This window comes from Fusibacter fontis, assembly GCF_055378735.1.
Genome location: NZ_AP042445.1, coordinates 319,194 through 332,522 on the forward strand (window position 1 = coordinate 319,194; position 13,329 = coordinate 332,522).

At 39.6% G+C, this 13,329-nt stretch carries 5 protein-coding genes, 6 tRNA genes and 3 rRNA genes; all 14 read left to right on the plus strand.

The genetic code is table 11. The features are described from left to right. Nucleotides 1–280: 280 nt before the first annotated feature. The 14 genes from ACZ41W_RS01240 to ACZ41W_RS01305 all read left to right on the plus strand — a co-directional run bounded on the left by ACZ41W_RS01240 (nt 281) and on the right by ACZ41W_RS01305 (nt 13,326). The gene (locus ACZ41W_RS01240; RefSeq protein WP_464313078.1) at nt 281–661 is read left to right on the plus strand and encodes a single-stranded DNA-binding protein; all 381 of its coding nucleotides are present in this window, start codon (nt 281–283) and stop codon (nt 659–661) included. A gap of 159 nt (nt 662–820) precedes the next feature. Then, nucleotides 821–1,879, plus strand: a complete 1,059-nt coding sequence (locus ACZ41W_RS01245; RefSeq protein ID WP_464313079.1) for an HD-GYP domain-containing protein — start codon at nt 821–823, stop codon at nt 1,877–1,879. A 159-nt stretch (nt 1,880–2,038) separates the two neighbouring features. Next, entirely contained in the window at nt 2,039–4,015 is a 1,977-nt protein-coding gene (locus ACZ41W_RS01250; RefSeq protein ID WP_464313080.1) for a DNA gyrase/topoisomerase IV subunit B, read from the plus strand. Between the two features lie 27 nt (nt 4,016–4,042). Continuing rightward, nucleotides 4,043–6,235, plus strand: a complete 2,193-nt coding sequence (locus ACZ41W_RS01255) for a DNA gyrase subunit A (RefSeq protein ID WP_464313081.1) — start codon at nt 4,043–4,045, stop codon at nt 6,233–6,235. A 100-nt stretch (nt 6,236–6,335) separates the two neighbouring features. After that, nucleotides 6,336–6,743, plus strand: coding sequence for a hypothetical protein (locus ACZ41W_RS01260; protein ID WP_464313082.1), 408 nt, complete (start codon nt 6,336–6,338; stop codon nt 6,741–6,743). 652 nt (nt 6,744–7,395) lie between these two features. Beyond that, nucleotides 7,396–8,930: ribosomal RNA gene (locus ACZ41W_RS01265) — 16S ribosomal RNA — on the plus strand. Between the two features lie 347 nt (nt 8,931–9,277). Next, nucleotides 9,278–12,193: ribosomal RNA gene (locus tag ACZ41W_RS01270) — 23S ribosomal RNA — on the plus strand. A gap of 183 nt (nt 12,194–12,376) precedes the next feature. Beyond that, a 5S ribosomal RNA gene (rrf, locus tag ACZ41W_RS01275) occupies nt 12,377–12,493 on the plus strand. Together the 16S, 23S and 5S rRNA genes with 6 tRNA genes alongside form the textbook arrangement of a ribosomal RNA operon. 116 nt (nt 12,494–12,609) lie before the next feature. Then, nucleotides 12,610–12,684, plus strand: a tRNA-Asn gene (locus tag ACZ41W_RS01280). A gap of 10 nt (nt 12,685–12,694) precedes the next feature. Next, nucleotides 12,695–12,781 (plus strand) — tRNA-Leu (locus ACZ41W_RS01285). A gap of 16 nt (nt 12,782–12,797) precedes the next feature. After that, a tRNA-Met gene (locus tag ACZ41W_RS01290) sits at nt 12,798–12,872 on the plus strand. Nucleotides 12,873–12,885: 13 nt separating this feature from the next. Continuing rightward, nucleotides 12,886–12,960, plus strand: a tRNA-Glu gene (locus tag ACZ41W_RS01295). Nucleotides 12,961–13,078: 118 nt separating this feature from the next. Beyond that, nucleotides 13,079–13,154: transfer RNA gene (locus ACZ41W_RS01300), tRNA-Val, on the plus strand. 95 nt (nt 13,155–13,249) lie between these two features. After that, nucleotides 13,250–13,326 (plus strand) — tRNA-Asp (locus ACZ41W_RS01305). Nucleotides 13,327–13,329 lie beyond the last annotated feature (3 nt).

The window sequence follows — 13,329 nt, forward strand, 5'->3', positions numbered from 1 at the left end:
TCCTATTCATTTCGCCATTCGAAATACATTTTTATTATAAACGATTTAAGTGTAAATACAAGAAAAATCACAGGATAAATAATTAAGAAAAGTGCATAATTCTAATTTGTAAAAATCTCCAATTTTGTAATGGCGTAATTGAGTCATTTTAAATTTAATAGTACATGATTTCCGCATTAAAAAAGTAATGATGCAAATTTCACAATTAATCAATTGACAAAATGGAAAAATATGGATATTATCAAAATATGGTAAATAATTCCAAATTTAGGAGGGTTATATGAATCAAGTAAGTTTAGTGGGAAGAGTTGTCCAAACACCGGAACTAAAAGAACTTCAAGACGGCAATTGTGTGACAAAATTTAATATTGCGATTGATCGCTATTTAGCACAGGCGCAAAAAGAAGAAAAGAAGAATGAGGGTAAAGCTACAGCGGATTTTCCTCGAATTACCGTTTGGGGAAAACAAGCAGAGAATTGTTGTAAATACCTCGTGAAAGGTGCAATGGTAAGTGTTTCAGGAAGAGTATTAACTGCGACGTTTGAGAATGCCGATGGAGAAAATGTTTATTTAACAGAAATTGTAGGCGAGAAAATTCGGTTCTTAGAACCCTCTGGCTCTGAACATCGAAAAATTGAATCAAAAGATATAGAAGCATAATTCAAGTTCAAACCAAGGAACGAAGTAATGTTAAAATTGAAACTATATAGGTTAATAGTCTCATATTCTGAAAATTCAACATTTCAAAGCAGAATTTGCTGGAATTTTCATAGTGTAGAGATTATAATATGAGTAAGAAAATGACTTATAGGTGACTAAATGCCAAGATTATATTTAAATGACGTTCAGATTGGAATGATATTAACAGATGATGTTTTCGATGAAAATGGCATTTTACTCGTTTCTGGGGGAACTGAACTAACGCAATATCATATTGATTTTATAAAGCGATATGATATATTTGAAATTACCGTTGAAGACCAGGTTCAACAAGACAGAAAACCGCCTGTTTTTGATCGGTCACATCTTGAGACGGACGTTGAAGAGAAATACAACAATACGATCAATCGATTTAAAAACATATACACCGAATTCAAACTTGGCAAAGTACCAGTATATCAAGAAATTGAAGATGCCATTGATCCAATGTATGAGTCGATCCTAGGAGATGACCAGTTTACAAGAAAAATGTGGCAAATTCATGCTTATGATGATTATACGTTTGACCATTCTGTACGCGTATCAATGATAAGTGGATTAATTGCTAAATGGTGTAAATTATCAAAAGATAAAATTAAAGAAGCTGCATTAGCTGGACTTTTGCACGATATTGGAAAATGTAACATTCCGGATCAAATACTAAATAAGCCTGATAAGTTAACAGTAGAAGAGTTTAAAGTAATGAAGACACATGCTGTTTTGGGATACATTTTAGTCAAAGATATCAAAAACTTGACAACAGATGTTTTGATGGGTGTCTTACAACATCATGAACGTTTAGATGGAACTGGTTATCCAGAAGGACTCTTAGGAGACAATATCAATTATATTGCAAAAGTAGTTGCTGTTGCAGATGTGTATTGTGCGATGACACAAGATCGCGTTTATAAGAAAGCCATGCACCCATTTGAAGCGATGAGTTTTATTTTAGAGAAATGCCATAGTGCATTAGATTTTTCAATTTCAAAGACATTTTTAGGGAATGTTTCCCATTTTTACATCGGAAGTAAAGTTCAACTTAGCAACGATCTGATTGGAGAAATTATTTTAACCTATAAAGATGACCCAGCAAGACCATTAGTAAGAGTTGGAGAAGAGTACTACGATTTAAGACGACATATGGATATTGAGATTGTGTCGATGACAGAATGCGATTAAGTTTAAAGTAAACACATATTACAAATTTTAAAAGCCTGTACACTCTATATCAGATGTGCAGGCTTTTTCGCAAAGAACATTTGTTCTGCTTAAAAGACTTGCAATGCGTTAAGACTATTGATATGATAAGGATTGATAGTAAAAGTATAGAGGTGACAAATGAGTAAGCATACTTATAATAATGAAAGTATAACATCGCTAAAAGGTGCAGATCGAGTGAGAAAAAGACCATCTGTTATTTTTGGTTCAGACGGGTTAGAAGGATGTCAACATTCATTCTTTGAAATTCTTTCAAACTCAATTGATGAAGCGCGAGGCGGTTACGGTAAGGAAATTACTGTAATCAGACATAGTGACCTCTCAATTTCAGTTGTTGACGAAGCAAGAGGCATTCCCGTGGATTATAATCCCAAAGAGGAACGCTATAATTGGGAACTGATTTTTACAGAATTATACGCAGGCGGAAAGTATAATAATAATGATTCTAATGTTTATGAATACAGCTTAGGCTTAAATGGTTTGGGTTTGTGTGCTACGCAGTATAGTTCAGAATATATGAATGTCAAAATAATCCGTGATGGATTTGAGTACACATTGAGCTTTAAAAAGGGAGAAATCGCTCCAGATGGTTATCAGAGAGTAGAAACAAAATCCAAAAAGACAGGTACATCCATTAGATGGAGGCCAGATCTTGAAGTATTTAAAGAAATTGATATACCATTATCATTTTTCCAAGATGTCATGAGAAAACAGTCAATTGTCAATCCAGGAATTAATTTTATATTAAAAGATGAATCACTTGATTTAGTATTTGAATATAAGTACGAAAATGGTATTTTGGACTATGTCAACGAAATTTCTGAAGATAAGAGCTTTACAGACGTTGTTTATTTTGAAGACGAAGGAAGAGGTAAAGATCGAGAAGACATGCCAGAGTATAAAGTAAAGGCACAAATAGCCTTTACTTTTAACAATGAAATAAATATTCTGGAGTATTTTCATAATTCAAGTTTTCTAGAGCACGGAGGTTCACCTGATAAAGCAGTTAGAAATGCATTTGTAAATGAATTAGATAAGTTTATTAAACAACTTAATAAATACACTAAAAATGAAAAGAAAATCTCATTCGTAGATGTTCAAGACAGTTTAATCTTAGTTTCAACAAGTTTTTCAACAATAACAAGTTATGAAAATCAAACTAAAAAATCAATAACCAATAAGTTCGTACAAGATTTTATGACAGAGATGATTCGCAAAAATCTTGAAATTTACTTCATTGAAAATAAAGAGTTTGCAGAAAAAATAGTCGATCAAGTTCTCATCAATAAGCGTTCAAGAGAAAAAGCTGAGACAACGCGTTTGAACTTAAAGAAGACGTTAGGTTCAAAAATGGATGTCACAAATCGCGTTAAAAAATTCGTTGATTGCCGAACGAAGGATACCAAAAGACGTGAAGTTTATATCTTAGAAGGAGATTCGGCACTCGGTTCATGTAAACTTGCTAGAGATAGTGAATTTCAAGCACTGATGCCTATTAGAGGCAAAATTTTAAATTGTTTAAAAGCGGATTATGAGAAAATTTTTCAATCAGAAATTATTATAGATTTAATTAAAGTCTTAGGGTGTGGCGTAGAGATTAAAACAAGGCATAACAAAGACTTAGACACGTTCAGTTATGAAAATTTAAAATGGGATAAAATCATCATTTGTACAGATGCTGACGTAGATGGCTATCACATTAGAACGATGGTATTAACCATGCTTTATCGATTGATCCCAACATTAATCGACGAAGGAAATGTCTATATTGCAGAATCACCATTGTTTGAAATTACCACATCCGATCAAAAAAGTTATTTTGCATATACAGAGCGCGAAAAAAATGACTATGTCAAAAAGTTAGGAAGTAAAAAACATACTATACAGCGATCGAAAGGATTAGGTGAAAATGATCCTGATATGATGTGGCATACGACAATGTGTCCTGATACAAGAAGACTTATTCGTGTCAAACCAGATGATGTATTTGAAACTCAAAGGATGTTTGAAATCCTTCTTGGTGATGACTTAGATGGTCGTAAAGAATTCATTGAAGATAATGGTGAACGTTATTTAGAATTATTGGACTTAAGTTAGTTTACCAAAAAATTCATGGGGTGAAAAATGGAAAAACAATTATTTATAGATGAACCGATAACCGAGACGCTTGAAAAGAATTTTATGCCTTACGCTATGAGCGTAATCGTATCACGTGCAATTCCAGAAATTGACGGATTTAAGCCATCTCATCGAAAAATATTATATACAATGTACAAAATGAAGTTGCTTAAAGGAACAAAAACAAAATCAGCCAATGTTGTTGGTCAAACGATGAAATTGAATCCACATGGAGATCAGGCGATATATGCGACAATGGTAAGACTTGCTAGAGGAAACGAAGCTTTACTATTACCTTATGTTGACTCAAAAGGAAACTTTGGTAAAATCACATCAAGAGACATGAAATTTGCAGCTCCGAGATATACTGAAGTCAAATTAGAAGATGTTTGCGAAGAAATCTTCAAAGATATTGATAAAAATACCGTTGATTTTGTAGATAATTATGACGGTACAATGCTTGAACCAACTCTGCTACCCACAACATTTCCCAATATTCTTGCAAACCCAAATAAAGGAATTGCTGTTGGAATGGCAAGTAATTTTCCAAGTTTTAATTTGAAGGAACTGTGTGATGCAACCATCGCATTTATTGAAAATCCAGGAGTAGATTTGATAAAAATTATGCCTGCTCCAGATTTCCCTACAGGAGGAGAGATCCTTTACAATGAGTTTGACATGCAGAAAATATATGATTCTGGGGTAGGCTCATTTCGAGTGCGTGGTAAAATAGACTATAACAAGTCTGAAAATATGCTTGAAATTACTGAAATTCCCTATACAACAACAGTTGAACAAATCATAGAAAAAATTGTAGAACTCATCAAAGCAGGAAGAATTAAAGAAATCAATGATGTTCGTGATGAAACGGATTTAAAAGGCTTAAAAATTGCAATTGACTTAAAACGTGGTACAGAACCAGATAAATTGATTGCTAAACTCTTTAAATTTACAACCCTAGAAGATAGCTTTCCGTGTAATATGAATTTACTTATTAATGGAAGACCTCGCGTTCTAGGTGTCAAAGCAATTCTTCAAGAATGGCTCATGTTCCGTCGAAACTGTATCAAGAGAAGTACGTTATTTGATATTGATAAATTGCAAGAAAAACTACATCTATTATACGGTTTACAAAAGGTTTTATTAGATATTGATTTAGCAATTCGAATCATTCGAGAAACAGAACGCGACAAAGATGTTATACCAAATTTATCCTCTGCATTCTCAATCGATGAAATTCAATCAAATTATGTTGCTGATATTCGTTTAAGAAATATCAATAAAGAATACATTTTGAATAGAGTGAATGAAATTGAGTCATTGGAAAATGAACTAAAAAAATTGAATGAACTTCTAAATAATGATAAAAAAATTGACAAAGTAATTGTAAAAGAACTCACAAATATATCCAAGCATTATGGGCAGGACAGAAAGACAAGAATTGTTGCTCCAGCGGATGTTATTCAACATGTTACTGAAGAACATATTGAAGACTATAACTTGAAAATTTTCTTTACGGCTCACAATTATTTAAAGAAAATTTCCTTAGTCTCGTTGCGTGCAAGTGGAGATCATAAAATTAAAGAAGAAGACGAAATTTTACAAGAAATAGACGGTAGCAATAAAGATGAAATCATATTTTTTACAAACAAAAGCAACGCTTATAAATTAAGACTACATGAAATTGATGATCACAAAGCAAGTAGTTTGGGTGTTTATTTACCAAACATCCTCGAACTTGAATTGAATGAAGAAGTATTATATTGTGTTGTTACAAATGATTTTAAAGGGTATATGATATTTGGATTTGAAAATGGTAAAGTTGCCAAAGTACCTCTTGAAGCATACAGAACTAAGACGAACAGGAAAAAATTGGTTAAAGCATACTCTGATGAGGCCAAACTCATAGGGATTCATTACTTTGAAACTGATGGCGATTTGACCGCAATTAGAGATTCAAGTAAAGAAACTAGAGCAATTGTATTTAATACAAGCTTAATCAATGAAAAAATAACCAAAAATACGCGAGGCGTGCAAGTTTTCAGAATGAAAAAAGGAAGCGTAATGACAGTTGTCTTTAAAACTGACATGCATCCGTTTAGAGATAATGAAAAATATCGTATTACAGATGTTCCAAAATCAGGTGAAGAATTAGATCCTTTTGAAAATTTGACTAGAAGTCAATGGAATCCATTGTAATTATAACAGCAATAACAACTTAAATTACTTGAATACTGTGTTTCGTCGTTTTACTATTTTATAAGAAAGGATGCTTTATCTAAAGCAAAGGTGAATTTTTATGTGCTGTGATAACAAGAATTCGGAAAAATGTTTGTTTCAAAACAGCGGTGTAGTAAAGAAGTTAATCAAGTTGACCATCATATTACTTACTCTATTAGCAATTATTAAAGTAAGTTATGAACTTAAATGGTTGGATGTTCTTAGTGGAATTCTCAAATTAGAAACGAGCAAAAATAAGAAAATCCAAAATATTTCGATGAAGACTTTATCGTTTATTGGCTATTCGGGTTCTGAACCAGAATTTATGGAAAAAATGACACAGATGAATTGGAATTTTGTTAAACATTACGGAAGAGGGATGATCTTCGAAAAAGAAGGATACGAGGTTTTAATTACAAAACGGAATTACTTTAATCGATATTTGTTTTTTGAAGTCACAACAAGAGAAATTTTTGACGTAATATAAGCAAATTGATTAAATAGTCGGACTGGATTTTTTAAACGAAAGTGTTTTCATGCCATAATTAAGGATGTAATAAATGTAATTAATCAGAAACCTTCTATATTGGATGTCGTGAGTATTAGGCGTATATTCAGGCATATATATAGAAGGTTTTTTTTAGACATACTTATCTGAAAATTAAGAATTGATTTTCTTTTAGATTTTTAAAAAAAACTATTTAAAACGTATTGACAGTAGAGGTTTATTAGTGGTATTATTAGCAAGTCCTTTCGAGATATTGTTGAATAAAAGTAGTATTTCGGATGACTCAACAGAAACGAACATTTGTTGATAAATAAATATGTTTTAAAAAAAACAAAATTGGTATTGACAAGTAAAAATGAGTTTGATATAATCAAATAGCTGTCACACAAGACGATTAACAAGTAATTGTAGAGTGTGCGGTCATCAACCAGGACCTTGAAAATTGAATAGCGCAAATGAAAAAAACCAAAAACGCAATTCTTTTGAAGAGTCGAGTTAAAGCAATTTAATGAGACGCTCCAAAGAAAAGTATAAAAACAACTAAACAGTTGTTTCCGGATAAACTTTGCAAAAAGTTTATACAAAAAAGCAAGTTAGCTCATTTATGAGATAACAGGCAAACTTTAAAATTAATTTTAAGAGTTTGATCCTGGCTCAGGATGAACGCTGGCGGCGTGCCTAACACATGCAAGTCGAGCGAGATTAAGTGGAGTGAGGACTTCGGTCCAAGTGAAGCTTATGAAAGCGGCGGACGGGTGAGTAACGCGTGGGCAACCTGCCCCATACAAAAGGGATAGCCACTGGAAACGGTGATTAATACCTTATAAGTCGGTAGCATCGCATGATGCAGTCGACAAAGATTTATCGGTATGGGATGGGCCCGCGTCTGATTAGCTAGTTGGTGAGGTAACGGCTCACCAAGGCGACGATCAGTAGCCGACCTGAGAGGGTGATCGGCCACACTGGAACTGAGACACGGTCCAGACTCCTACGGGAGGCAGCAGTGGGGAATATTGCACAATGGGCGCAAGCCTGATGCAGCAACGCCGCGTGAGTGAAGAAGGCCTTCGGGTTGTAAAACTCTGTCCTATGGGAAGAAACAAATGACGGTACCATAGGAGGAAGCCCCGGCTAACTACGTGCCAGCAGCCGCGGTAATACGTAGGGGGCAAGCGTTATCCGGAATCACTGGGCGTAAAGGGTGCGTAGGTGGCTTATCAAGCCAGAGGTGAAAGGCATTGGCTCAACCAATGTAAGCCTTTGGAACTGATTAGCTTGAGTGCAGGAGAGGTAAGTGGAATTCCTAGTGTAGAGGTGAAATTCGTAGATATTAGGAGGAACACCAGTGGCGAAGGCGACTTACTGGACTGTAACTGACACTGAGGCACGAAAGCGTGGGTAGCGAACAGGATTAGATACCCTGGTAGTCCACGCCGTAAACGATGAATACTAGGTGTCGGGTGTCAAAGCTCGGTGCCGCAGCAAACGCATTAAGTATTCCGCCTGGGGAGTACGCACGCAAGTGTGAAACTCAAAGGAATTGACGGGGACCCGCACAAGCAGCGGAGCATGTGGTTTAATTCGAAGCAACGCGAAGAACCTTACCAGATCTTGACATCTCTCTGACCGATCCTTAGCCGGATCTTTCCTTCGGGACAGAGAAGACAGGTGGTGCATGGTTGTCGTCAGCTCGTGTCGTGAGATGTTGGGTTAAGTCCCGCAACGAGCGCAACCCTTGTGTTTAGTTGCAAACAGGTTAAGCTGTGCACTCTAAACAGACTGCCGTGGATAACACGGAGGAAGGTGGGGATGACGTCAAATCATCATGCCCCTTATGATCTGGGCTACACACGTGCTACAATGGTCGGTACAACGGGCAGCGAAAGAGCAATCTGGAGCGAATCCTAAAAAGCCGATCCCAGTTCGGATTGTGGGCTGAAACTCGCCCACATGAAGTTGGAGTTGCTAGTAATCGCGAATCAGAATGTCGCGGTGAATGCGTTCCCGGGTCTTGTACACACCGCCCGTCACACCATGGAAGTTGGGGGCGCCCGAAGCCAGTGGTCCAACCCGTAAGGGAGGAAGCTGTCGAAGGTGAAATCAATGACTGGGGTGAAGTCGTAACAAGGTAGCCGTATCGGAAGGTGCGGCTGGATCACCTCCTTTCTAAGGAGAAATAGACATTTGCGCTGTTCAATTTTGAGGGTCTTGTAGAGATACAGGAACTTCAAAAGAAGAAAGCAAAGTAAGTAACTGCTAGATGGAAACATCAAGCAAGTAACCGCCCGAATTTTCCTTGAAAATTCGTTCGTTACAAGTTACGGCGATTTCATCGCTAAAAGCTTCGCTTTTTAAAACTTAACTTCGTTAAGTTTAATCGTACCTTGAAAATTGCATATAGAGAAGACATGAAAAAAGTGTAAAAAAAAGATCGAATGATGACACAGTAAGTCACAACGCTCTAGAAACTAACGTTTCTCACGAGCGCATGATGACACTACGTGCCACATGTAGGTCAAGTTAATAAGAGCATAGGGCGAATGCCTTGGCACTAGGAGCCGAAGAAGGACGTGGTAAGCTGCGAAAAGCTACGGGGAGCTGCAAGCAAGTGTAGATCCGTAGATGTCCGAATGGGGAAACCCGGCTGGAGTAATGTCCAGTCATCCATAGCTGAATACATAGGCTATAGGAAGGGAACTCGGGGAACTGAAACATCTAAGTACCCGAAGGAAGAGAAAACAAAAGTGATTTCCAGAGTAGTGGCGAGCGAAATGGAAAGAGCCCAAACCTGAGTCTTCGGACGAAGGGGTGTGGACAGTCAATAAAGCAAAGCTGTATCTTAGCAGAACTACTTGGGAAAGTAGGCCGAAGAGTGTGAGAGCCACGTAAGCGAAAAGAGAAGGTATGCGAGACTGATCCGGAGTACCACGAAACACGAGAAATTTTGTGGGAAGCAGGCAGGACCATCTGCCAAGGCTAAATACTACCTAGTGACCGATAGAGAATAGTACCGTGAGGGAAAGGTGAAAAGAACCCCGAGAGGGGAGTGAAAAGAACCTGAAACCTTATGTTTACAAGCAATGGAAGTTCGTTAAAGAACGACCATGTACTTTTTGTAGAACGGGCCAACGAGTTACGTTATGCAGCAAGGTTAAGTTCTTCAGGAACGGAGCCGCAGCGAAAGCGAGTCTGAAAAGGGCGAAATAGTTGTATGGCGTAGACCCGAAACCGGGTGACCTATCCATGTGCAGGGTGAAGCGAGGGTAAAACCTCTTGGAGGCCCGAACCCATATCTGTTGAAAAAGGTTGGGATGACATGTGGATAGCGGAGAAATTCCAATCGAACCCGGAGATAGCTGGTTCTCCTCGAAATAGCTTTAGGGCTAGCCTTGAGGTAAAGAGATACGGGGGTAGAGCACTGAATGACCTAGGGGCTTTCACCGGCTACCGAAGTCTATCAAACTCCGAATACCGATATCTTATACTCAGGAGTCAGACTGTGTGTGATAAGATTCATAGTCAAAAGGGAAACAGCCCAGACCATCAGCTAAGGTCCCAAAATGTAAGTTAAGTGGAAAAGGATGTGGAATTGCACAGACAACTAGGATGTTGGCTTAGAAGCAGCCATACATTTAAAGAGTGCGTAATAGCTCACTAGTCGAGTGATTCTGCGCCGAAGATTACCGGGGCTAAAACTTACTACCGAAGCTATGGAATTGCTTAGGCAATTGGTAGAGGAGCATTGTATATGGGGCGAAGCAAGATCGTAAGGACTTGTGGACTGTATAGAAGAGAGAATGTTGGCATGAGTAACGAGAGACGGGTGAGAATCCCGTCCGCCGAAAACCCAAGGTTTCCTGAGGAAGGTTCGTCCGCTCAGGGTAAGTCAGGGCCTAAGCCGAGGACGAAAGTCGTAGGCGATGGACAACAGGTAAAGATTCCTGTACCACCGAGAACCGTTTGAGAGAGGGAATGACACAGGAGGTTATGCTAAGCGCACGATTGGTTGAGTGCGTCCAAGCAACGAGTCTGAGAGGTAGGCAAATCCGCCTCTTGTAAGGGTGAGTTGTGATGGGGAGTGAAAATAGTAGCGAAGTAGCAGATATCACACTGTCAAGAAAAGTTTCTATCGAGGGAGCAGGTGCCTGTACCGTAAACCGACACAGGTGGGAGAGTAGAAAATACTAAGGCGAGCGAGAAAACTATTGTTAAGGAACTCGGCAAAATGACCCCGTAACTTCGGGAGAAGGGGTGCCGACTCAGGTTCAGAGCTAGAGTCGGCCGCAGAGGATAGGTCCAAGCGACTGTTTACCAAAAACACAGGTCTCTGCTAAATCGAAAGATGATGTATAGGGGCTGACGCCTGCCCGGTGCTGGAAGGTTAAGGGGAAGTGTTAGAGCAATCGAAGCACAGAACTGAAGCCCCAGTAAACGGCGGCCGTAACTATAACGGTCCTAAGGTAGCGAAATTCCTTGTCGGGTAAGTTCCGACCCGCACGAAAGGCGTAACGATTTGGACGCTGTCTCAACAATAGACTCGGTGAAATTGTAGTACCGGTAAAGATGCCGGTTACCCGCAGCTAGACGGAAAGACCCCGTGGAGCTTTACTGCAGCTTGGCACTGGATAATGGTATATCATGTACAGGATAGGTGGGAGACTGAGAAGTTAGGACGCTAGTCTTAGCGGAGTCGCCGTTGGGATACCACTCTTGATATAACGTTATTCTAACTATGACCAGTTACCCTGGTTTAGGACAATGTCAGGTGGGCAGTTTGACTGGGGCGGTCGCCTCCTAAAGAGTAACGGAGGCGCCTAAAGGTTCCCTCAGCGCGGTTGGAAATCGCGCGAAGAGTGTAAAGGCAAAAGGGAGCTTGACTGCGAGAGAGACATTTCGAGCAGGTACGAAAGTAGAGCTTAGTGATCCGGTGGCACCGCATGGAAGGGCCATCGCTCAACGGATAAAAGCTACCCCGGGGATAACAGGCTTATCTCCCCCAAGAGTCCACATCGACGGGGAGGTTTGGCACCTCGATGTCGGCTCGTCTCATCCTGGGGCTGAAGTAGGTCCCAAGGGTTGGGCTGTTCGCCCATTAAAGAGGCACGCGAGCTGGGTTCAGAACGTCGTGAGACAGTTCGGTCCCTATCTGCTGTGGGCGTAGGAAATTTGAGAGGAGCTGTCCTTAGTACGAGAGGACCGGGATGGACGAACCGCTGGTGGATCAGTTGTCATGCCAATGGCACAGCTGAGTAGCTAAGTTCGGACGGGATAAGCGCTGAAGGCATCTAAGCGCGAAGCCCCCCTCAAGATGAGATTTCCCATCCAGAAATGGAGTAAGATCCCATGAAGATAATGTGGTAATAGGCCTGAGGTGTAAGTGCAGTAATGCATTCAGCTGACAGGTACTAATAGATCGAGGACTTGACCTAACGATCCAAACACTTTTGAATGAACCTCTATATGTGATTTTCAGGGTCTGATGACCTAGGGTATAATAACCTTGTGCCTAGTCAGTTTTTATACGAAAAACCGACCTACGGCAAATTTTACTACGTGCCTAGTCAATTTGCTTCGCAAACCGACCTACGGCTGAAATTGTAAACAATTTCATATCTAGTGATGATGGCGGAGGGGAAACACCTGTTCCCATACCGAACACAGAAGTAAAGTCCTCCAGCGTCGATGGTACTTGGCGGGTAGCTGCCTGGGAGAGTAGAACGTCGCTAGTTTGTTCTTTAAGAACTAAAAAGTATTCCAAGGTAGCTCAACAATCATGGAGCAAAGCGAAATGTGATGTTTATAAGTGATTGTTACACCAAAGAATATGCAATGCTTTTAAAAGTATTCCAAGGTAGCTCAACGGTGGAGCACTCGGCTGTTAACCGATAGGCTGAGGGTTCGAATCCCTCCCTTGGAGCCATTTTAAACGTGCCGTGGTGGCGGAACTGGCAGACGCACAGGACTTAAAATCCTGCGGTGGCGACACCGTACCGGTTCGATTCCGGTCCTCGGCACCAATTTTATATTTATTATCGCGGAGTGGAGCAGTGGCAGCTCGTTGGGCTCATAACCCAAAGGCCGTAGGTTCGAATCCTGCCTCCGCAACCATGTTATTTTGCATGGCCCCTTGGTCAAGCGGTCAAGACACCGCCCTTTCACGGCGGTAACAGGGGTTCGATTCCCCTAGGGGTCACCATTTATGTTTTACGAAGTAAAACAGTCGACGTTAAATTCGAAGAATTTTAGGAGACTAACGAAGTAAAACAGTCAATGTTCCGTTGACAATTTGAAGAAAACGAAAGTTTTTTTCACATGGAAGTTTAGCTCAGCTGGGAGAGCATCTGCCTTACAAGCAGAGGGTCATAGGTTCGATCCCTATAACTTCCACCATTTTCAGTTTTGTATTTCAAAACTGCCCGACGTATGCAACTTAGTTGCTAGAAGGGAATTTGTACATCAAATGATGTGCGAGTAATCATTATTGCGGTCCAGTAGTTCAGTTGGTTAGAACGCTAGCCTGTCACGCTAGAGGTCGAGGGTTCGAGTCCCTTCTGGATCGCCATTT

Excerpts from the sequence above, each read along its gene's own strand:
- ACZ41W_RS01255 (WP_464313081.1), top strand. The coding sequence starts at position 4,043 with ATGGAAAAACAATTATTTATAGATGAACCGATAACCGAGACGCTTGAA.
- ACZ41W_RS01240 (WP_464313078.1), top strand. The coding sequence starts at position 281 with ATGAATCAAGTAAGTTTAGTGGGAAGAGTTGTCCAAACACCGGAACTA.
- ACZ41W_RS01260 (WP_464313082.1), top strand. The coding sequence starts at position 6,336 with ATGTGCTGTGATAACAAGAATTCGGAAAAATGTTTGTTTCAAAACAGC.
- ACZ41W_RS01245 (WP_464313079.1), top strand. The coding sequence starts at position 821 with ATGCCAAGATTATATTTAAATGACGTTCAGATTGGAATGATATTAACA.
- ACZ41W_RS01250 (WP_464313080.1), top strand. The coding sequence starts at position 2,039 with ATGAGTAAGCATACTTATAATAATGAAAGTATAACATCGCTAAAAGGT.